The 20,549-nt window shown below is 49.4% G+C and carries 19 protein-coding genes; 8 read left to right on the forward strand and 11 right to left on the reverse strand.

Annotation, left to right across the window (positions count from 1 at the left end):
• Positions 1 to 5 precede the first annotated feature (5 nt).
• The 4 genes from ABXT40_RS06960 to ABXT40_RS06975 all read right to left on the reverse strand — a co-directional run bounded on the left by ABXT40_RS06960 (position 6) and on the right by ABXT40_RS06975 (position 4,689).
• Positions 6 to 1,142: a nicotinate phosphoribosyltransferase gene (locus ABXT40_RS06960; RefSeq protein WP_443644901.1), complete on the reverse strand. Its 1,137-nt coding sequence runs from the start codon at positions 1,140 to 1,142 to the stop codon at positions 6 to 8.
• A 74-nt stretch (positions 1,143 to 1,216) separates the two neighbouring features.
• Complete coding sequence (locus ABXT40_RS06965) at positions 1,217 to 2,596, reverse strand: class II 3-deoxy-7-phosphoheptulonate synthase (protein ID WP_443644902.1); 1,380 nt, start codon at positions 2,594 to 2,596, stop codon at positions 1,217 to 1,219.
• A gap of 147 nt (positions 2,597 to 2,743) precedes the next feature.
• Positions 2,744 to 4,117, reverse strand: coding sequence for a glutathione-disulfide reductase (gene gor / locus ABXT40_RS06970; protein ID WP_443644903.1), 1,374 nt, complete (start codon positions 4,115 to 4,117; stop codon positions 2,744 to 2,746).
• 116 nt (positions 4,118 to 4,233) lie between these two features.
• Positions 4,234 to 4,689, reverse strand: a complete 456-nt coding sequence (locus ABXT40_RS06975) for a hypothetical protein (RefSeq protein ID WP_443644904.1) — start codon at positions 4,687 to 4,689, stop codon at positions 4,234 to 4,236.
• 577 nt (positions 4,690 to 5,266) lie between these two features.
• Here ABXT40_RS06975 and ABXT40_RS06980 point away from each other — a divergent pair.
• The gene (locus ABXT40_RS06980) at positions 5,267 to 7,261 is read left to right on the forward strand and encodes an acetoacetate--CoA ligase (protein ID WP_443644905.1); all 1,995 of its coding nucleotides are present in this window, start codon (positions 5,267 to 5,269) and stop codon (positions 7,259 to 7,261) included.
• Here the strand turns inward: ABXT40_RS06980 and ABXT40_RS06985 are convergent.
• The gene (locus tag ABXT40_RS06985) at positions 7,258 to 7,791 is read right to left on the reverse strand and encodes a hypothetical protein (RefSeq protein WP_443644906.1); all 534 of its coding nucleotides are present in this window, start codon (positions 7,789 to 7,791) and stop codon (positions 7,258 to 7,260) included. The genes ABXT40_RS06980 and ABXT40_RS06985 overlap by 4 nt on opposite strands.
• A gap of 100 nt (positions 7,792 to 7,891) precedes the next feature.
• Positions 7,892 to 8,104, reverse strand: coding sequence for a hypothetical protein (locus ABXT40_RS06990; protein ID WP_443644907.1), 213 nt, complete (start codon positions 8,102 to 8,104; stop codon positions 7,892 to 7,894).
• Between the two features lie 148 nt (positions 8,105 to 8,252).
• Between ABXT40_RS06990 and ABXT40_RS06995 the strand changes: the two genes are divergently transcribed.
• Positions 8,253 to 8,888 (forward strand): DNA-3-methyladenine glycosylase family protein, encoded by a 636-nt coding sequence (locus ABXT40_RS06995; RefSeq protein WP_443644908.1) that lies wholly within the window; start codon positions 8,253 to 8,255, stop codon positions 8,886 to 8,888.
• Here the strand turns inward: ABXT40_RS06995 and ABXT40_RS07000 are convergent.
• Complete coding sequence (locus tag ABXT40_RS07000; RefSeq protein WP_443644909.1) at positions 8,885 to 9,553, reverse strand: SOS response-associated peptidase; 669 nt, start codon at positions 9,551 to 9,553, stop codon at positions 8,885 to 8,887. The genes ABXT40_RS06995 and ABXT40_RS07000 overlap by 4 nt on opposite strands.
• A 92-nt stretch (positions 9,554 to 9,645) precedes the next feature.
• Here ABXT40_RS07000 and ABXT40_RS07005 point away from each other — a divergent pair, with 92 nt between their 5' ends.
• The 3 genes from ABXT40_RS07005 to ABXT40_RS07015 all read left to right on the forward strand — a co-directional run bounded on the left by ABXT40_RS07005 (position 9,646) and on the right by ABXT40_RS07015 (position 13,019).
• Complete coding sequence (locus tag ABXT40_RS07005; RefSeq protein ID WP_443644910.1) at positions 9,646 to 10,710, forward strand: L-threonylcarbamoyladenylate synthase; 1,065 nt, start codon at positions 9,646 to 9,648, stop codon at positions 10,708 to 10,710.
• A 277-nt stretch (positions 10,711 to 10,987) separates the two neighbouring features.
• Entirely contained in the window at positions 10,988 to 12,430 is a 1,443-nt protein-coding gene (locus ABXT40_RS07010; RefSeq protein WP_443644911.1) for an FAD-binding oxidoreductase, read from the forward strand.
• A gap of 37 nt (positions 12,431 to 12,467) precedes the next feature.
• Complete coding sequence (locus tag ABXT40_RS07015) at positions 12,468 to 13,019, forward strand: DUF924 family protein (protein ID WP_443644912.1); 552 nt, start codon at positions 12,468 to 12,470, stop codon at positions 13,017 to 13,019.
• Here the strand turns inward: ABXT40_RS07015 and ABXT40_RS07020 are convergent.
• Positions 13,016 to 13,975, reverse strand: coding sequence for a glycosyltransferase family 9 protein (locus tag ABXT40_RS07020; RefSeq protein WP_443644913.1), 960 nt, complete (start codon positions 13,973 to 13,975; stop codon positions 13,016 to 13,018). The genes ABXT40_RS07015 and ABXT40_RS07020 overlap by 4 nt on opposite strands.
• Positions 13,976 to 14,130: 155 nt before the next feature.
• On the opposite strand from ABXT40_RS07020, the gene ABXT40_RS07025 reads away from it, so the two are divergent.
• Both ABXT40_RS07025 and ABXT40_RS07030 read left to right on the forward strand, forming a co-directional pair.
• Positions 14,131 to 15,270 carry a glycosyltransferase family 4 protein gene (locus ABXT40_RS07025; RefSeq protein WP_443644914.1) on the forward strand — a complete coding sequence of 380 codons (1,140 nt, stop codon included), beginning with the start codon at positions 14,131 to 14,133 and terminating at the stop codon, positions 15,268 to 15,270.
• 60 nt (positions 15,271 to 15,330) lie between these two features.
• Positions 15,331 to 17,493, forward strand: a complete 2,163-nt coding sequence (locus tag ABXT40_RS07030; RefSeq protein WP_443644915.1) for an LPS-assembly protein LptD — start codon at positions 15,331 to 15,333, stop codon at positions 17,491 to 17,493.
• 39 nt (positions 17,494 to 17,532) lie between these two features.
• Here ABXT40_RS07030 and ABXT40_RS07035 read toward each other — a convergent pair whose 3' ends face one another.
• The 3 genes from ABXT40_RS07035 to ABXT40_RS07045 form a co-directional block, all read right to left on the reverse strand.
• On the reverse strand, positions 17,533 to 18,123 hold the full coding sequence (locus tag ABXT40_RS07035; RefSeq protein WP_443644916.1) for a LysE family translocator: 591 nt from the start codon (positions 18,121 to 18,123) through the stop codon (positions 17,533 to 17,535).
• A 16-nt stretch (positions 18,124 to 18,139) separates the two neighbouring features.
• Positions 18,140 to 18,559: a GNAT family acetyltransferase gene (locus ABXT40_RS07040; protein ID WP_443644917.1), complete on the reverse strand. Its 420-nt coding sequence runs from the start codon at positions 18,557 to 18,559 to the stop codon at positions 18,140 to 18,142.
• Between the two features lie 141 nt (positions 18,560 to 18,700).
• Positions 18,701 to 19,228: a DNA-deoxyinosine glycosylase gene (locus ABXT40_RS07045; RefSeq protein WP_443644918.1), complete on the reverse strand. Its 528-nt coding sequence runs from the start codon at positions 19,226 to 19,228 to the stop codon at positions 18,701 to 18,703.
• Between the two features lie 862 nt (positions 19,229 to 20,090).
• Between ABXT40_RS07045 and ABXT40_RS07050 the strand changes: the two genes are divergently transcribed.
• Entirely contained in the window at positions 20,091 to 20,513 is a 423-nt protein-coding gene (locus ABXT40_RS07050) for a YbhB/YbcL family Raf kinase inhibitor-like protein (protein WP_443646978.1), read from the forward strand.
• The last annotated feature ends 36 nt before the right edge of the window (positions 20,514 to 20,549 follow it).

Raw genomic sequence — 20,549 nt, forward strand, 5'->3', positions numbered from 1 at the left:
ACCTTTTACTTATACAAAAGAAATTCACGGCCAGCCTTGACCCGTGGCTTGCCATCATAGGCAACAATATCCGCTGTCGCATAGGTTTGCGACCAGATTTGCGGCAAATATGATCCGGTTCCAATCACGTCAACCGGCGCATTGGCAAGGGCAAAAACACGGCATTTATCGGGACCAAACCCGCTGGAAGCAACAATTTTCACCTTGTCAAAGCCGTTGCTATCAAGCTGTTCGCGCATATGCCAAACTGCTGCCGCACTTACGCCTGTTCCAAGGAGCAAACGCAATTCATCTTCGGTTCGATAGCCACGCAAAGCCTGCGGAACATTGCGTTCCAAAACCGCATAAGATGATTGGGTGTCAAGCCCTTCAACATAGCGGCCACCATGCGTATCAAGACGAAGCGATAAGGTGCCTGCCTTACTGTGATCATGAAAATGCGCGGCCACGGCAAGCCCATCGGTGATTTCTTGACCAAAATAGTCAACCAGCACCGTCAAAGGCGCATCGGGCACGGTCTGGTGAAACATTTCGGCGGCACGAACGGTTGATCCAGCATAGCCAATCAGGGCATGCGGCATTGTTCCCCTGCCCTTTTCCTGACCAAAGAAATGCGCGGTTGCATCGGCGGCACAACCAACAAAGCCAATGGCATTGGCTTTGGCCTTGGCCTTGGCAGCGCCAACCGACGCACCATAAGCCATAAGTTCGGCCATTTCACTGCCGGCACAATGGCGGGCATCCATCGCCAGAAACGCCACATTCGGCAATTCCATGCACATATTATAGGCGTTATAGGCAGCGACACAGGCTGGCCCAAGGCGTTGCAGAAAAATCGTTTCAAGGTCGACAAGAACCGAAAAGGGGCCGGTGACATAACACATCGGCTCGCCAGCACCAATCCATGCCCCTTCAACATAAAGCTGTTCGATTTTCAAGGTGGCACCGCGGGATTGCGCCATGGCGGTAATCCATTCGATGGCCAAACGTCCGGCAAAGGTAACCGGACGCCGCATGAAAACCGCATAGGTGACTTCGCAATCACCATTTGCCATGACGACTTTGCGTGTGTGATTGAAATAGGTATCGGTTAGACTCGGCTGAATTTCCGGAGTCGGCCCGCTGCTCGCAAATTTTGCCATCAGTCTACCTTGTTAAAAATGGATCAAGACCGCCGACGCAAATCTCAACAGCGTATGACAAAGCCTTTGACCCTTTATACGGCCTTGGACATATAAGACGGTACATCGCGCCGACGTTTCAGCAAATCGGCAAGAAGAAACGCAAGTTCAAGCGCCTGCGCCCCATTCAACCGCGGGTCACAATGCGTGTGATAGCGATCGCCAAGGTTGGCCTCGGTCACATCGACAACACCGCCAACGCATTCGGTGACATTCTGACCTGTCATTTCGAAATGCACGCCGCCCGGATAAGTGCCAATCTCATCATGGGCGTCAAAAAAGCCAGTCACTTCGGCCATCACATCATCAACACGGCGTGTCTTATAACCGCTGCTGGCCTTGATGGTATTGCCATGCATCGGATCACAGCACCATACAACATTCGCCCCATGCGCCTTGACCGCCCGCAAAAGTGGTGGCAAACCGCTTCGCACCTTTTCCGCGCCCATCCGAACAATCAAGGTCAACCGGCCGGCCTGATTGCTTGGGTTCAAGATATCAATCAAGCGCAGCAACTCGTCAGGATCAAGGCTTGGCCCACATTTCAGGCCAATCGGATTGGAAATGCCGCGCATATATTCAACATGTGCGCCATCAGGCTGGCGAGTCCGGTCGCCAATCCACAACATATGTGCCGATGTGTCGTACCATCCTTGCTCGTCAGTAATAGTATCGCGGCGCGTCATGGCCTCTTCAAACCCAAGAAGAAGTGCCTCATGGCTGGTGTAAAGCTCGGTTTCGGCAAGCGGACGCGCCGTTGCCGATGTTACCCCGCAAGCCTTCATGAAATTCAGGCTTTCTTCGATGCGTTCGGCCAGCGCTTCAAAACGCTGTGTTTGCGGCGTGTCTTTCAAAAAGTCAGCCACCCAGCTATGCACCTTGGTCAGATCGGCAAGCCCGCCTTGGGCAAAGGCGCGAAGCAAATTCAAGGTTGATGCTGATTGTTCGTAAACGCGAAGTAAGCGCCGCGGATCAGGGATACGTTCATCTTCGGTAAAGGCTGGCCCATTGATCATATCGCCGCGATAGCTTGGCAATTCGACACCATCAATCACTTCGGTAGGCGCCGAACGTGGCTTGGCAAATTGACCCGCCATCCGGCCGATTTTGATCACCGGCATCGAAGCGCCATAGGTCAGCACCACCGCCATCTGCAACATGACTTTAAAGCTGTCGCGAATGTTATTTGCTGAAAATTCGGCAAAGCTTTCGGCGCAGTCACCGCCTTGCAACAAAAACGCCTCTCCACGCGCCACACTGCCAAGCCGGTCGCGAAGGCTTTGCGCCTCACCGGCGAAAACCAGCGGTGGACGACCCGAAATAATCTTTTCAACAGCATTCAGCCGGTCAAGATCAGGATATTCCGGCACTTGTTGAATTGGAAAACTGCGCCAGCTATTTGGTTGCCAAGTCATTTGATTTTAGTCCTTTTAAGGTGAGATGGCTTGCGAACGGCACAACCGACCCCACCCCTTTCATTGGAATTACAGCTCAATATTGCGGATTTGCCCTGTTTTTTCAAGCTTTATTCCGATAACCGGGCTGGCGAGAAATTGCCATATCTAGCCCTCTTTGCGCGGTGTGCGCATGGTCACGAATTCTTCGGCGGCGGTTGGGTGAATGCCAATGGTGGCGTCAAAATCTGCCTTGGTTGCCCCCATCTTTACGGCAATCGCAATGCCTTGCATGATTTCACCGCAATCGGGCCCCATCATATGCACGCCAACAACCTTGTCGTTTGCCGCGTCGACAATCAGTTTCATATAGGTTTTTTCAGCACGTCCCGAAATGGTATTTTTCATCGCCCGAAACTGGCTTTCAAAAATAGTGACCTTGCCATGAATATTGACTGCATCGGCTTCAGACAGGCCAACCGATGCGATGGGTGGCTGGCTGAATACGGCCGAGGCAACATTGGCATGATCGGCCTTGCGCGGGCGATTGCCAAATTCGCTATCGGCAAAGGCGTGGCCTTCGGCAATCGCAACTGGTGTCAGGTTAATTCGGTTTGTGACGTCACCAATGGCATAAAGACTTGGCAGGTTTGTTTGTGACATATCATCAACAATGATTTCGCCCTGTTTGCCAAGCTTGACCCCCAAATCATCAAGGCCAAGATTGGCAGTATTTGGCCTGCGACCTGTCGCCGCCATGATCTGATCAACCGCCAGCCTGCTGCCATCGCTAAGATGCGCCTGCTTGCCGCCATTTTCAGCCGTGACATGATCAATGGTGGTTTCGGGGTGAAGAATGATTCCGCGATCGGTTAGCGCCGTTGCGATATGGGCGCGAACATCATCATCAAAGCCACGAAGCGGTAAATCACTTCGATAAATCAAATGGGTTCGCGCCCCAAGCCCGTTGAAAATACCGGCAAATTCAAGCGCAATATAACCGCTGCCATAAATGGCAATGTCCTTTGGCATTTCGGGCAGATCCAGCGCTTCATTCGAGCTGATGGTATGATCTTTCATGCCCGGAACATCGATGAATTGCGGCGCACCACCAACCGCGATCAAAATTTTGCCAGCACGATAGACATCCGCGCCAACGCTGACCTCATTCGGGCCAGTGACCCGTCCCCAACCCTCGATCAAGGTAGCGCCAGCATTTTTCAATAGCGACCGGTAAATATTTTCCAACCGGCCAATTTCAGCATCTTTCGCTGCGATCAAGCCAGGCCAATCATGCGACAGTCCATCAATTTGCCAGCCGAAGCCGCGGGCATCTTCAACATCGGCTGAAAAACTGGCCGCATACATCAACAGCTTTTTAGGCACACAACCACGGATAACGCAAGTTCCACCCGGCCGGTCTCCTTCGATCACCGCAACCTTGGCACCATGACCAGCGGCGATGCGGCCAGCACGAACGCCGCCAGACCCTGCGCCAATCACAATCAAATCATAGTCGAAATTCTGCGAAGATTGGGCCATCATTTCTTGCCTTTAGCTGCCGGTTGGATTGCGATGAGGATATGCCTCTATCTAACAATCTTGTCGCGCATTCAGCCGCCAAGTTCAAGATGATTCCCAAGCCATCACACCGCGTATTAGATGCTATAGCGTTTATCGGCCAAAGGTTCTGCAATTGGCGGCGACAGATAGTCGGCAAAAATAACATCGTTGAGGCTGGCAAAATTGGTAATGGCCAAAGCCAGTTGATCCGTTGAAAGCGCATCAAGGTCGATAAAACGGTGCAAGGTCACCGTTGCCGCCCCCGAACAAATGCCAAACGGACGCTGCGCATGGGCAATCGTATCTTGAAGAAGTAGCATCGTCAAAAAAGATGCCTTTAACGGGCCGCTGCCATCGCGGGCAACCGTACTGGACAAAAGCGCCTGATTGGCATTATGCAGCAATTCGATCTGAATGATGGCATTGTCATTTACCGGCATCATCCATCGGCTTGCGGCAAGCGCAACAACCCGATCATGCAAAAGATGATGTTTGGTTTCGCCAAAGTCTGACATGATATGGCGGATTTGTGATTTCGTGCTGGGTTGCATCTCTGGTCAAACTCCTAGGCGAGATGATTTGTGAGCCGGCAGCACGATTTTCAGGGCGTCGCTGATGGCAAAAACAATATCTCTTTGGTGATAAATCTTATCATAAATTAACGAATTATTGAGAAATATCATTCCGCAAAGTGTTTTTCTATTATGCAGAGATATAACCCTTTTGGGTGGCCCTAAAATCTGCATCTTACCGGTGATGTATTGCGCCTATTCAATCAGGAAAAACAATTATAGATTGCCATTTGACTGCTATTGCGGCGTTTTTTTAAGACATGGCAGCCGGCATGAGGCATCCAATATTCCAGAGCAAAGGCAAACGCGCCCATCCTTTCGCGGCCATCCATTCGCGCCGATAGTTTCGCGCCGATAATTTTACGCCGTTACTTTTTGCGCTCTTCAGTTTGGCGTATCGTCTAGCATAGCGTCTGGCGTCTATACCGCATCAAACTGCGGCAATCATTGCGCCATGCAACCGGTCACGATAAGCTGAGGCCTAACCCGAAATTTCGGGCGCATCACCAATGTGATCATTTGCCGTGATCATTGTCTTTTTTCTTGGGTTTCATCAATGGCCGAACAACCTTCATCATCGCCGCAATCAACCGCGCTTGGCACCTGTCTTTGGCAACCAACAGACGAGGCGATCGAACAGGCACAATTGCAAGATTTCGGGCGGTTTATCGCTGCCAATCATGGCTTTGACTGGGGCGGTGATTTCCAAGCCTTATGGCAATGGTCAATCGATTCAATGCCTGATTTCTGGCAAAGCCTGTGGCAATGGCATGGCATGATTGGCGATATGGGATCACGCATCCTGATCGATGAAACCGCGATGCCCGGTGCCCAGTTTTTTCCCGATGCCAAAATCAATTTTGCCGAAAATCTTTTGGCCGAGGCTGATGACCGCCCTGCGATCAGCGCCTATGGCGAAGATGGCCGTCATCTCGCGCTTAGCCGTGCCGAGCTGAAACAAAAAGTTATGGCGCTTGCCGGCTGGATGCGTGCCAAGGGAGTTGGCCAAGGTGACCGCGTTGCCGCCTACACGCCAAATGCGGCCGAAGCAGTGATCACGATGCTAGCAAGCGCAACCATTGGCGCAGTCTATTCCAGCTGTTCGCCCGATTTCGGATTAGCTGGTGCGGTTGATCGGTTTGGCCAAATTGAACCAAAGCTGTTAATGGCCTGCGATGGCTATCTTTACGGAGGCAAAAAGATTGACCGGATGCCGCTGATTGCCGATCTTACCGCCCAATTGCCAACGCTTGAGGCAGTTTTAATCCTTCCCTATCTTTGCGATGCGCCGGATTGCCGCGCCATCGCCAATACCACCCTTTTTGACGATGCAATTGCAAGCGCCAAACCGGTTAGCGCTTTCGTACGAGTTGGTTTTAATGATCCGCTTTATATTCTCTATTCAAGCGGCACAACCGGTGCGCCAAAATGCATTGTTCACGGCGTTGGCGGCACCTTGATCCAGCATATCAAAGAACATCGCCTTCATGGTGATTTGGGCGCGGGTGACGCCATGTTCTATTTCACCACTTGCGGATGGATGATGTGGAATTGGCTTGTATCGGCCTTGGCGATCAAGGCAAAAGTGGTGTTGTTTGAAGGCAACCCATTTCACCCGGGGCCAGCCCGATTGTGGGAACTGGCCGAAACCGAAAATATTGCCATTTTCGGCACGTCGGCAAAATATATCGATGCTGTTCGCAATTCAAGCTATGTGCCGCGTGATCAGGTTCGTCTTGGCGCGCTACGGGCATTATTATCAACCGGGTCGCCGCTCTCATCTGACGGTTTTGCCTTTGTTTATGACAAAATCAAACCCGACCTGCAGCTATGTTCAATTTCCGGTGGCACCGATATTGTGTCATGTTTTGTTCTTGGCTGTCCGGTTCAACCGGTTTTTGCCGGTGAAATTCAAACCCGCGGCCTTGGCATGAAAACCGATGTTCTGGACGAAGATGGAACCAGCCTTATCGGCAAACAAGGCGAGCTTTGCTGCACCGCGCCTTTCCCTGCAATGCCGGTAAAGTTCTGGAATGATCCTGATGGCAGCAAATACAAAGCTGCTTATTTTGAGCATTTTCAGGGCATATGGCGGCATGGCGATTGGGCCACCATGACTGCGCGCGGCGGCATGATCATTCATGGCCGGTCTGACGCCACCTTAAACCCGGGCGGTGTTCGCATTGGCACGGCCGAAATTTACCGTCAGGTCGAAGCATTTGATGCAATCACCGAAGCGCTGGTCATTGGTCAGGATTGGCAAGATGATGTCAGAGTTATCCTGTTTGTGCGGATGGCCGATGGTGCCAATCTTGATGATGATTTGCGGCGCGCCATCTGCCTGGCCATTCGCGCTGGCGCAACGCCTCGCCATGTGCCTGCTGCCATCATCGCTGTTCCTGATATTCCGCGCACGCGTTCAGGTAAAATAACCGAACTTGCCGTTCGTGATGTCATTCATGGTCGGGCGATTAAAAACACCGAAGCCTTGGCAAATGCCGAAGCGCTGGCTTTTTTCGAGGCTTTACCTGAATTGCAAAAGCCAGATTAGCCTTTAATCAGCCCTTGAACCGCACTGCTATTGGCAAAACGGCGACGGTTGGCTTTGTAAAAAGCAAGCGATAGGGATAATTGGCGGGTTTCTTCCTGTTTTAAGGAATCTTCATCATCAAGATCATCCAGCTTGGCCGCTGCGCAAATATGCGCAAGATAGGTATGATCAGCCTTCACGCGGTCGGCAATGGTCTTGAATTTTGCCTTTGACCCAACTGGCCATTTTTCGCGCAATAAGGTTATTAGCACAAAATTGGCACCTGCCTCAAACTGGGACGCAAGCGCGCTGTTAGCCGTGATTTTACTGGCAATAATCTCACTGGCAATGATGGTAATCGCGTCAAGATAATTTTGATCAGCCACCAATTCAGCGCCGCGATCTTGATCCATCCAATGTCCAAGAAGATTGACCCTATCGGCAGCGTCCAGCCCCATCAGCAATGCATGGCTTGCTGCCTTGTGAGTCATGGTTACATCAACAATGTCGCTTTCGCCCATGATGCGGATAAGTGTTTTTTGGTCAGCCATCAATTTATTCCCAGATCAATTTTGATAAAGATATTACGCCGTCAATCGCGCGGGTTTACCGGGGTTTTCGCAAAAGAACAAGCACTTCATCGGGTTTGCCCTAGATCCCCAGTTGATTGATCTCGCGCGTAGGCACAAGTTCGCGCCATGCAATCACAAGACAGCTAGCAATAATAACAAGCGCGCCAATAATTTCACTTGCCGACATAATTTCGGCGAAAACAAAATAACCAACAATCCCCGAAATTGGCATTTGCACATAACGGATGGACGCCACCACAACCGCATTTGAATAGCGATAGGCGGTCGTCATCACAATTTGCAAGGCCGACCCTATCACAGGACATGATCGTCAACGCAATCCTTTTTCGCCGTGCAAATCTTGCCATTTATGATCAGCGGCGACTCATTGAAATCTGGCATGCGTTGGTGAAGCCTGATAGTTTTTGCTTATGACAATCATGCAGCAAAAACTTTTCTCTTCAGGTGGGGCGCTTGATAAGCTTGCCACAATCGATGCCGATATAGCCGCTGCGCTGTCTCGTTTTGGCCCGCCACCCGACCGGTCGCTTCCCGCCAGTTTTGAAACTTTGGCGCGATCCATAATCGGCCAACAGATATCGCGCGCTGCCGCCAGTGCAATCTGGACCCGCATGCGAGACCAAAACCAAAGTAGCGCCCCCATCATCGCCAGCAAACAACCAGATGATTTAATGCCTTTCGGCCTGTCGCGACGAAAAGCCGAATATTTGATTGGCATTGCAGATGAAATCCAGTCAGGGCGTCTTGATCTGGCTTCATTGGCCAAGATGAGCGGCGAGGATGTTCAAAAACGGCTTGTTGAAATTCGCGGCATTGGCGCATGGACGGCCGATAATTTCCGGCTTTTTGCGCTTGGCGACATGGATGCGTGGCCAGCCAATGACATTGCTTTGCAAGAAGGCATGAAACGACTGAAATCATTGAATGAACGGCCAAATGGTGAAATGCTGGAAACGCTTGGTGAGGCATGGCGTCCCTATCGCGGCGCGGGCGCGCTGATGCTTTGGCATATTTACGGCATTCTAGTTCGCCAAGCAACAATCGACGAAATTTAACCGAATAAATCGCCCTGATCCGGCTTTGCTGGCAAAAGTGCATCACCTTCAAGTGGCGTCACCAGCCCCGGATGATCTATCCCTGCCTTGCCAATATCAGGCGCAACCCGATACCAGTTAAACCAGCTAGCCGGTGCAATTTCACAATATTTTGCAGCCTGATCGGCATTGCCGCCAAGCCATTGCGTTTCGGTACCGGCAGCAAGCACAAGCGGCTGGCGATGGTGAATTTCGGCCAGCTTGCCATCAGCGGCACTGGTCATAATCACAAAGCGCGATTGCGAACCCTGCTGAAATAATAATCCGGCCATCGCCATGACGCCGCCATCAGATAGCTGAATATGCCAAGGTGTTTTTGGCGCTGACCATTCATACCAACCGCTTGCCACCACAATGCAGCGTGACAGTGAAAAAGCATCGCGAAAGGTTGGTTTTTCCCGCACTGTTTCCATGCGGGCATTGATCAGAAAACTTTTGTTTGGCCCTGTCGGCGGTAGCCCCCATGCGGCGGTTTTGGCCTGAAGATGAAGACCATCGCGAACAAGAACCATACTATTCTGACTTGGCGCAATGTTCCAGCGCGGGCGCAGGTTTTCCAAAATCGTAACACCAAAGCGGCGCATTAATTCGTCTGTTGTGGCCGTGCTGGTAAAGCGTCCGCACATAACACATCTTGCCCTTATCGTGGAAATTCTAACTCGATTATTTTCCGCCACATAAGGTAGCGCGAAACTGACGACTAGGCGAGCCATCAATCATGTTGTATCACTTGATAGCAATCACCGTGATCCGGCGCAATGATGCCGCGCATTGCCAAACCAGCAAACCAAAGGCCCCTTTTCGTACCATGACAGCCTGCCTTGCCATTTCCGATCAGAACATTGCCAAGGCGGTAACGATTCTTGCGGCAGGACAGCTTGTCGCTTTTCCAACCGAAACGGTTTATGGGCTTGGTGCTGACGCCACCAATGCAGCAGCGGTTGCGCGTATTTTTGCGACCAAACAGCGACCAGCCTTTAATCCATTGATAAGCCATGTTGCGTCGGCCGATGCCGCTTTTGCGCTTGGTCAAAAGACCCCGATTGCCGCCGCCCTTGCCAATGCTTTCTGGCCTGGCCCTCTGACATTGATTTTGCAGCGCAATGATGATTGCCCTGTGGCCATGCTCACCACCGCCGGATTGGGCAAAATTGGGGTTCGGGTTCCGGCGCATCGCGGCGCGCAATCGCTGTTAAACGCCTTCGGCAAACCCATTGCTGCGCCAAGCGCCAATCCATCAGGCCGGATTAGCCCTAGCACCGCCAAACATGTTCTGGACGGGCTTGATGGTAGGCTGGATCTGGTGCTTGATGGCGGGTCATGCGAATTCGGCCTTGAATCGACCATTATCGACTGTACGGGCGATTTTTCCCGCCTGTTGCGCCCTGGCGGGATTACGCGCGATGCTCTGGCCGCAGCTTTGGCCGCGGCAAATTGTAACCCGCGAGTTGATATTGCAGAACCATTGGCCGATCACGAAAATCCGCTTGCGCCCGGCCAGCTTGCCAGTCATTACGCCCCCAAGGCGGCGGTAAGGTTGATGGCTAAAACCAGCACCGCCGATGAAGAGTTAATCGGGTTTGGCACAGTCAGCGGGGCAGGTAAATTAGCCCTAAACCTCAGCCCTTCAGCCGATTTGGTTGAAGCTGCGGCCAATCTGTTCTCGATACTTCATGCGGTTGATGCTGCCAACATTGCCAAGATTGCTATTGCTCCCATTCCCGATACCGGTCTTGGCGAGGCCATTAATGACCGGCTTCGCCGCGCCGCCGCACCGCGCTAGCTGTTTTTTTTAATTTTTGCCCTAAATGCAGGCAATTTTTAGCCCAAAAATCTGTTTCACCGAAAACAACGCTTTCATCACTGAACAGCATTTGCATTGGCGGGCGCAGATACCTATAAATAAAGACCAATCTGAATAAAGGCCTGTCTGATGTTTGAAAAGATATCTGGGTGCGGCATTTGACCGGTTGGCATTTTGCTGGTTGGCACGCTAACCCGGCCATTACACGGAATGTTAGCGTTGCTATCAAACAAATATGACAGGAATTGTGAAGCTTATGGATGACCGTAAACCAAATATCATTGATGATCTAATCGGCCTTGTTGGTGATAAAGCCGTGCTGCAAACCACCGACGATACAGCAAGCTATCTGTCTGATTGGCATGACCGGTTTCACGGGTCAGCGCATGCAGTTGTTCTGCCAGAAACAACGGCGCAGGTTGCCGCCATCATGGCCTATGCTGGCAAGCATAATATCATCGTTGTTCCGCAAGGCGGTAATACCGGTTTCATGGGCGGGGCAACGCCTGATAGCAGCGGCAATTCAATCCTCTTGTCGCTTCGCCGGATGAACAAGGTTCGTGAAATTGACACGCAAAATATGTCAATGACGGTAGAGGCGGGCTGCATCTTGCAGAACCTTCAAGATGTTGCCGAAAATGCAGGTTTGTATTTTCCATTGAATCTAGCGGCAAAAGGTAGCTGCACAATTGGCGGCAATCTTGGTACCAATGCAGGCGGGCTGAATGTTGTTCGTTATGGCACAACTCGCGCCTTGACGCTTGGTCTCGAAGTCGTGCTGATGGGCGGCGAAGTGTTGGAAATGCTAAGCGGGCTTCGTAAAGATAACACCGGTTATGATTTGAAAGACCTGTTTATTGGATCGGAAGGCACGCTTGGCATCATCACCGCAGCAACAATGCGGCTATTTCCAAAACCTGTCGCTCTTAGCACTGCCTTTGCCGAAATTCGTGATGTCGATGCGGCGGTTGAATTGCTGCATCGCATGCAGGCCGCATCTGGCGGTATGGTCGAAGCTTTTGAATTGATTCCAGCCGATATTTTGCATGTTCTGTTTGAGTCATTTCCCAATATCCAGCGTCCGCTAGCCAACATTGGCCCCATGAATGTTTTGATGGAAATTGGCAGCACCAATCCAGCCGATAATGAAGTTGATGGAAATGGCAGCTCACCGATCCGGTCGATCATGGAATCGGTTCTTGAAATCGCCTTTGAGGATGGTTTGGTCATTGACGCCACCATCGCAAGTAGTGATGCCCAGCGCGATGCCCTATGGGATGTTCGCGAATCATCACCCGAGTCACATAAACGTGCTGGCAAAGTGGTACGCTCAGATGTGGCCTTGCCGCAATCAGCCTTATCGGCATTTTACGCTGATATGGTTGCTGGCGTAAAAGCGATTGATCCTAAAATCCGCATTTGTGGCTATGGCCATATTGGTGATGGCAATTTGCATTTCAATCTTGTTCAGGCCGCTGGCGGTGACCCCGATTTTGACGCCAAAGCCCCGAAATTGCTTGAATTGCTGTATGGGCGCGTCACCAAATATGGCGGGTCAATCAGCGCTGAACATGGCATTGGACAGGTCAAACGTGACCAGCTTGCCAAGGTCAAAAGCGCTGCGATCATCAATACCATGAAATCAATCAAGGCGGCTTTAGACCCGAAAAATTTAATGAACCCGGGTAAGGTTATCTAATCCTAAAAATCACCCTTTAGCATGAAAGGTTTAGATCATGGGGAAAACACCCTCAGCCGCTGATATTTTGAATTTCTGGTTTGTCGAAACAACACCCGAATTCTGGTTCAAAAAAAATGATGATTTTGACGCTGCCATCCGAGACCGGTTTGGCAAGGCCGTCACTGAAGCGCTTGCCGGAAGGCTTGACCATTGGGCCAATGACGCCGACGGCTGTCTTGCGCTTATCGTGACGCTTGACCAATTTACCCGCAATATGTTTCGCCATTCGGCACGGGCATTTTCGGGCGATGAAATGGCGCTGGCCTTAAGCCTTCGTTGCGCTGAGCGCAAATATCTTGATGCTGCCCAACCAACTTATTGTCATTTCATGCTTATGCCGATGATGCATAGCGAAGATATTGGCATCCAAGACATGTCTTTGCCGTTATTTGAGCAATACACCTCGAATTTAATCTATGAATATGCCGTGAAACATCGTGATATCATCGCCCGTTTTGGACGATTTCCGCATCGCAATGCTATGCTTGGCAGGCCGAGTAGCCGCGACGAAGAACAATTTTTGACCCAGCCCGGATCGTCGTTTTAGGCGTTTGGTTTAAGGCCAAGCGATTCGAGCGCACCAATCGCGGCAAAAGCGCTGACCTCGGAAATTGGCGCGCCCTGAAGCCAGCTTGTCGCTGCCCCTTTCGGGGCTGACATGGTTGGATCAGTATCAGGCCCCATGATCATAAGGCTCGGCACGCCGGTTCGGGCGGCCAGAAACATCGGGCCAGTGTCATTCCCAATTACAAACGCAGCCCCGCCAAGCAATACCGCTAATCCGGCCAGATTTGTTTTCCCGCATAAATCAATCGCATCAGGCGAAGCGGCCAAAACGGCATTTACCGCATCACGATCATCAGCCGTACCAACAAGCACAATTTCAAAACCGCGCGCGGCCAGTTCATTGCCAATGGCGGCAAACCTGTCTGCAGGCCATCGTTTTTGTGGCTTTGCCAATGAGCATCCGGGGATAAGAACCACATATTGCTTGTTATCAATCATAACCGCCGGATTGTCAGTTTGCGCCGCCCCATTGACAAGCCATGACATATCCGGGCTTTGCGAAACACCGCCTGCCATTTTGGCAGTAGTGACCATACGGTCGCGATTATTCACACCGGTAAAATCAGGGAGCGGATCCGAACAGCCAGAAGCGGTGCCAATCCAGCGCGCGTTTGATGGTACGAAATGCGCAAAATAATTTCGGGTACGACTGCTGCATTGCATATCGACAATCACTGACCAGTCTTGACGAAAAGACCGACGAATCCGCCTTGCAGCGGCGAGGTTTAATAGCCCAGCCCGCGGATCGGCAATCACCTCATCAAACCAAGGCATCATTTTAGCCAACGATAAGAATCCGGGGCTGGTCATCAGCGCGATATGCGCCTGAGGGTTGCCAGCGCGAAGGCTTGCAAAAGCGTCAAGTGCCTGCACAATATCGCCAAGCGCACCATGTTTGATAACAAGGATTCGGCGGTTATCTCTCTTTTCAAGCATATGTGATTGTCACTTATCAGCAAGCGGATTTGAAATCATTTTTTATTACACCATAATAAGTAACCTGTTGTGTAGTTCAAATGATGCAATAGACTGTTATAACCGCGCACAATCTTTTATCCCGATCATTTGGCTCGATCATTTGGAATAAATTCATGAAAACAGCAGATGATTCCCTGAACATTGATATTTTACTGCCTGCCAAAGAAGCTTTTTCACCGGCAAATGCTGGCGCGGTGGCGACAGTAGTGAATGACCTTGTTACAAAAAGTGCCCGTAATGATCACATAAGGGTGATTGGCAATGATGTAGACATGCCTTTTCCAAATGTAAATTTTTGCGGCCTAAAACCAAAGTTGGCATGGTTTTATGGCAATAACACAGGCTTTGTACTGGCCTACCTAAACCAGATTAAAAACTATCGAGCGCCGGATCTTGTTGAAGTACATGGCAGATGCCATGTTGCTGCCCAGATTATTAAAAAACGCCCAGATATCCCAGTTAGTCTATACCTGCATAATGACCCGCGCAGCATGAAAGGTGCAAAAACTATTAGAGAAAGGCAAAATTTGCTGACCGGGCTTGCTCAAATCATTTGTGTATCAAATTACATTCGTGGTTGTTTTCTGGATGGGCTCGACACTGCTAGCCAACTCTCCACAAAAATTCATGTGGTACAAAACGGTGTGAAACGTCGGTTGAAAACACCGCCGCAAAAAGAGGCCATTATCTTTCTTGCTGGCCGCATGGTACCAGAAAAAGGGATTTTGGAATGCGCCCAAGCGCTTGCCGATATTCTGCCATCCTATCCTGAATGGCGGTTGGTCATTGCCGGTGCGCGCAGATTTGAACAGGCCACCCCCAATAGCTATGAAACAAAAGTGGCAAAGGCCATCGAGCCACTCGGCTATCAGGCGGAAATGACCGGCTTTATTCCCTTGGATCAGGTGCGTGATTGGCAGGAACGTGCCGCCATTGCCGCCTGCCCATCCTTGTGGCAAGAACCGCTTGGCAAGGTTGTGGTTGAAGCCTTGGCAGCGGGATGCGCTGTTCTCACAACAAGACGCGGCGGGATTCCCGAAGTGGCCGAAGGCCGTGCATTGATCATCGACGAGCCGTCCGTTGTCACATTTCGTGATGGCTTTGCCAAGCTTTTGAAAGATGATCAGTTTCGTCATCAATTGCAAAGCACCGCCTTTGCAGATTTTCCGTTTACCAGCACCGCAATGGCCAATAAGGTGGATGCGCTTCGCCAAGCAGCATTTGACACGGCTTGGCATGGACATAGACGGTAAAACAGGCTAGCGATAGGTTATGATTATCAAAACAATGTCTCGGCATAGGGGTTAAGTGTCTTGGGTTTTTTATTTGTCAATTGCCGCCTGCGTTGCCTGCTGTTCTTGCTGGTGCTGATAACACCGGCCAATTTTGCATTTGCTGCTGACAAGCCGATTGGGTTCGAAGCCGATAATGTTGTTGTGAATCAGGCTGACGGCAGCCTTTTTGCAACTGGCAATGTTGAATTGAAACAGGCCAATAACACCTTGCGCGCCGATGAAGTGACCTATTACCGCAACCAGAACAAAGCAATTGCCCGCGGTAATGTTGTTCACATTGATGCCGATGGCACCGTCACCAACGCTGCGATGATGGAAATCGATACCGAATTTTCGCATATCCTTGCCGAAACCATCATTTCAAACTTTACCAATGGCGAGTGGATATCGGCCGATCGTGCTGACCGCATTGCCGGTGACAGAGGCATCTTTGACGCTAGCCGTTTCACCCCATGCAAATGTGATTTTTTGAACGGTGAAAGGCCTTTGTGGGATATTAAAGCCAGTCAATCCGTGCGGAATGAAAAAACCCAAACCATCACCCATTATAATATGCGTATGAATGTGCTGAATCTGCCGGTCGGCTATCTGCCATTTCTGTCGCATCCTGATTGGACAGTGCGGCGGCGTTCGGGCGTTTTGACCCCAAGCTTTATCATCAGTTCAGATTTAGGCTTTACCCCATCGATCCCCTATTATCAGATCATTGATGAAACAAGTGATGTAGAATTAACCACTCACAAATATCAGTATCGCGGGCTCGGGGTAAAATCGCGCTATCGCAAATTATGGGATAGGGCCGAGTTGAGCGCCACTATCTACACCGCTAATGTTGAAACCTATAAAAAGAACCGCGAGCTTGTCGGTGCCGTTTACGCGACCTATGCAAGCCGCATTGGTAATGGGTGGGATATCAGGGCCAATCTGCGCCGGGCAAGCCAAGACACCTTCATGCGCCGCTATGGTTTCAATGACGACACCTCATTGAAATCAACAATCTTGGCAACAAGAACGATCGATAACCGCTATTACAGGGTTGAAGCTTCCGACCGCCAATCATTGCTTGCCAGCGACAAAACCTTGAATGAACCCACTGTTTTGCCGTCAATTTTCTATGAAAAAACCGAAAAAGGCTGGCGCGGAAACCAGTTGTTCCGAACCGAACTTAGCGCCGTGCAATTGGATAATGATCAAGGGCATGATATGGCGCGCTGGAGCGGCATTTTTGAAGTGGCAGAAGATTTTGAGCTGCCGCTTGGCATTGCCAATTATGAGGCAAATATCACCGGCAATTACTATAGCATCCACACCAAGCCAGACAGCGCGGCAACATCGCTTGGTGATATCAGCTTTGCTACCCCTGCCCTTTCAGTTGGTTGGCGATTGCCGATTGCGGTGGCAGGGGCAAACCGCACCGCAATTTTTGAACCACAGGCACGACTAGCCTTTATCGGCGGTAAAGACCGGACATCGGCTATTCCCAATCGTGATGCCAGTGATTACCGGATTGACGAGGCCAATCTTTTCCTTTTGAACCGCTATCAGGGCACCGATTATATTTTGCCCGGAACGCGGGCTGACATTGGCGTATCGGCCACAACTAACGATAATTTTTTCGGTGATGTGTCCGGCTTTTTTGGAGTTAGTCGCCGCCTGTCGGGAAAAACGTCTGCTGGCCTGAACACCGATCAGGGGGATAAATATTCCGACTATGTTGCAAGCCTGACGGTAAATCCGGCAAACAGCCTTAATCTGCGCTGGTCGGGACGGCTTTCATCAAAGGATTTGAACTTGAATGAATCAAAGACATCGCTGTCCTCGGCACTTGGTACCGGCAGTCTAAGCGTGACCCATAACCAGCTTGCCAAAGCCTATTTTGCCAGCAGTGATGATGACCGTGAGGAATTATCAGCAAGCTATAGCCAATCCCTTATCGGTGGCTGGCAATTTTCGGCAACGCAATTATGGGATCTGTCTTATGGCAAGACCATACGCAAGAAAAGCAAGGCTGCGCTTAGCTGGAATGGCGGTGTTCAAGATTGTCTATATATCACCATTAATTATGAACATGACCCTGTTGCCGACCGAGATGTTAGCGCCGTTGACCAGTTAAATTTCGTCATTGGCTTTAAACAACTTGGCGCGATCTCACAATCAGCGGCATCGGCTTTCATGAAATAGACCAGCCACCATATCATGGCGATGTCGTCGTATAATTCGTTACAGTAAAACAGCAATCAGCACGATGATAACGGTTGAAATGATCATCGCACGCGTTAGCCCTATATTATTGCGAAGGCTTTTGCCCATAATCGTTCCAAGCCAACACCAAAGGCTGTGTAAACAAAGTTGGCAAATGACAAAGGTCAGGATAACAACAGGTAATTGAACCGAAAAATCACCAAGAGCTGGGGCAAAATTACCCCATGCTAAGACACACATAACCCATGCTTTGGGGTTTAGCGGGTGCACAAATAAGCCATTACGAAAGCGGAAATGATCTTGCGCAGGCTCAGCGTTGCTGGTGTCGGCATCGCTTGCTGGCCATGATTTTAACGCCAGCCAGATCATATAACCAGCGCTGACATAGCTAAACAGCATTTGCCAGACAGGCGCTTCGGCCAAAACAAGGCCAAAGCCAAATCCAATAAACAGATTGAGCGCGATTTTGCCGACAATCAGCCCCAGAATAAAGCCAATAGATTGACGCAGCCCTTGGCGAACCCCGGCAAGCATCACAATCAAATTGGCTGGCCCGGGCGTGCCAACCATGAAGGTAACAAAGGCCAATAAGGAAAGAAAAGCAAGCACTTAACAGAGTTCCAATTTAGTCGTCTTTGATTAAACGCTTGCCAAGAAGGTAAACAGGCTCAATCGCGTAGCCAAGCTGCTGGTAGAATTCGATAAACTTGGCATTATCGGTTCTGACACAAAAATTGATCTTTGGACAGCCAACCGATAGCAGAAACCGTTCAGCCTCGGCCATCAAAATCTTGCCATAACCGGTGCGCGCATAATCAGGGTCGACAGCAAGAAAATTAATGCTGCCCCGATGCCCGTCATAGCCAATCATGATTGAGGCCATAAGCACCCCATCAATTTGCCCAATTAGGAATAAGCCGTTCTGATCACTGTTTTTGCGGGCAATATCTTTTTCTGGATTATTCCAACCACGGGTAAGGCCACATTTTTCCCATAGGGCGATCACTTGGCCACTCTGATCATCCGTAAATTCAGAAATTTTCATCGATTTTGACATAGGCTCAATTTTGATATGAACAACGGCTTTCAATCACGCCAGCAGGAAAATTGGTAACAGGTTCTCATCGCCGTTTCAATGTTTCAAAATTGTACGATAAACCTAAAAATCACCTGTTCGAATTCCAGATCATCTCTTGCTTAGCGCGGCGCACCATGCGTCAATTTTAGCCGCAGGCGATAATGCGGCATGAGCAGGCGATGTTGACGGCAAGCCAATGATTTCAACATCAGCAAGCAATTTCTTGTCTATTTCATCGGTAAAAGACGGTATGACCCAACGACGCCAATAATCAAAGGCGGTGCGGCCATTTAGGCAAATGCGATTAATCTGGGGATAGGCTGACAATAATTTTACAAAATCATTGCATTTTGCATCGCGTATTGTTGCATCCGATGATGCCTTGCGGCTGCATGATACCAAAACATCCCACAGCCCGATGTGTGCATCATTCAACGCCGCCAGCCGCGCTTGATAAGGCGCGTTTCGGTCAATCTGAAACGCGGTCTCGACACAATCCCAAAACAAATTCCGCGGATGCGCGTAATATTCGGCTTCTTTTTGCGAAATTGCCCCCGGCATGCTGCCAAGCACCAGAATCTGGCAAGACACACTGATCTCGGGCGCAAGAGCTGAAATGACGGTTTGACGTAACAAGCGATTGCCCTCCAGTTTGTAAAGCTTCGTGAACAGCATTATATTAGCGTTAACACTTTGAATGTTAACCTAATGTTTTTATTTAACTATATGCATTTAAACCGAAATATGGTTATCTGAAGAAAAAAAGGCTATAATTTATCTATATTTTTGTTCACTTTTAGTATCTTATTTAAAAAAATTTTCATCAACATCATTGAATAAATTAGAAGATATTGCAAATCTCTAACTCTCATCGCACCATCGTCTGACTTCATCTTTGTAGTTAGAGAAGTATTTCGAAATTACGTTGATATCAAATGACGACAGAATAGACGTGTTTGGCTCTCGATCGAGAAGGAAGTTGAAGGAGAACTCTAACAGTTGCGTCTTTGTCGCATTGTCGTCGGTGAGGTCAGTGAGACTTTGGTCAGTAACTGTTACCGTGTGATTGGTTGTCGAGGTTTTTGCAACAGTCACCTCGAAGACATCATCACTTAATTTCTTGATTGAAACAGACATTTCATAAATTCACTTCAAAAAATTTGGCAATATCAGAACCACATCCTCACAGAAACATCTACCTAGTCATTCTGTAATGAATTTTTATTAAATAATTTCAATGATTTATTCTACAGTCACGGATTGGATTGAACTGATGAAATAGGTTGTTCTTTGTTTCAAACATCCAATTATAAATAGGTTGAGTTATTTACTTCTTAGTCGCAAAATGAGACTGCTAGTCCACTGTCGCATTTTAAGAACGGAGTCTCAAATGAAGTTTATATCATACATTTTAATTGGACTGTTTGTGTGATCGCAGACTGCAACTGCAGAAATTAATTTAACATCTGACAGTGTTGTCGATGGAAAAATAAACAAAATTCACGCATGCAGAAAAAAAGGTGGCAAAGATAAGAGTATCCAAATTTCTGCATCGAACCTGCCTGCAGGTACAAAAAGTGTTTCAATAATTTTGGACGATCCAGATGCCATTAAACCTGCTGGCAAAATATGGGTCCATTGGAACGTTTTCAATGTGCCAGTTGCCACTAGTGATTTTTCGTTGGACATTGGAACCAAACCTGCGGGAACTATTGGCAAGGGTCATGGTGGGTCAGGTTATAAAGGAATGTGTCCTCCTGATGGAAAACATACATATAGGATTGCGATCTATGCCCAAAAAGAAGATGTCAAAGCAAAAGCATCAGGTTTTAGTGCAGTTAAATATACTTTAGAAAGATTTGAAAAAGATTTCAGTAGTTCAATAATCGAAAAAGCACACATTGAGGGTACTTTCAGATAAATGTTTGTATCCCAGGTACAACATAAAAAGTACCTT

It is taken from the genome of Candidatus Ponderosibacter sp. Uisw_141_02 (assembly GCF_048087665.1).
Classification (GTDB): domain Bacteria; phylum Pseudomonadota; class Alphaproteobacteria; order Puniceispirillales; family Puniceispirillaceae; genus UBA3439.

Coding starts and splice junctions, on each gene's coding strand:
- ABXT40_RS06960 (WP_443644901.1), bottom strand. CDS start 1,142: ATGGCAAAATTTGCGAGCAGCGGGCCGACTCCGGAAATTCAGCCGAGT.
- ABXT40_RS06965 (WP_443644902.1), bottom strand. CDS start 2,596: ATGACTTGGCAACCAAATAGCTGGCGCAGTTTTCCAATTCAACAAGTG.
- gor (WP_443644903.1), bottom strand. CDS start 4,117: ATGGCCCAATCTTCGCAGAATTTCGACTATGATTTGATTGTGATTGGC.
- ABXT40_RS06975 (WP_443644904.1), bottom strand. CDS start 4,689: ATGCAACCCAGCACGAAATCACAAATCCGCCATATCATGTCAGACTTT.
- ABXT40_RS06980 (WP_443644905.1), top strand. CDS start 5,267: ATGGCCGAACAACCTTCATCATCGCCGCAATCAACCGCGCTTGGCACC.
- ABXT40_RS06985 (WP_443644906.1), bottom strand. CDS start 7,791: ATGGCTGACCAAAAAACACTTATCCGCATCATGGGCGAAAGCGACATT.
- ABXT40_RS06990 (WP_443644907.1), bottom strand. CDS start 8,104: ATGACGACCGCCTATCGCTATTCAAATGCGGTTGTGGTGGCGTCCATC.
- ABXT40_RS06995 (WP_443644908.1), top strand. CDS start 8,253: ATGCAGCAAAAACTTTTCTCTTCAGGTGGGGCGCTTGATAAGCTTGCC.
- ABXT40_RS07000 (WP_443644909.1), bottom strand. CDS start 9,553: ATGTGCGGACGCTTTACCAGCACGGCCACAACAGACGAATTAATGCGC.
- ABXT40_RS07005 (WP_443644910.1), top strand. CDS start 9,646: ATGTTGTATCACTTGATAGCAATCACCGTGATCCGGCGCAATGATGCC.
- ABXT40_RS07010 (WP_443644911.1), top strand. CDS start 10,988: ATGGATGACCGTAAACCAAATATCATTGATGATCTAATCGGCCTTGTT.
- ABXT40_RS07015 (WP_443644912.1), top strand. CDS start 12,468: ATGGGGAAAACACCCTCAGCCGCTGATATTTTGAATTTCTGGTTTGTC.
- ABXT40_RS07020 (WP_443644913.1), bottom strand. CDS start 13,975: ATGCTTGAAAAGAGAGATAACCGCCGAATCCTTGTTATCAAACATGGT.
- ABXT40_RS07025 (WP_443644914.1), top strand. CDS start 14,131: ATGAAAACAGCAGATGATTCCCTGAACATTGATATTTTACTGCCTGCC.
- ABXT40_RS07040 (WP_443644917.1), bottom strand. CDS start 18,559: ATGAAAATTTCTGAATTTACGGATGATCAGAGTGGCCAAGTGATCGCC.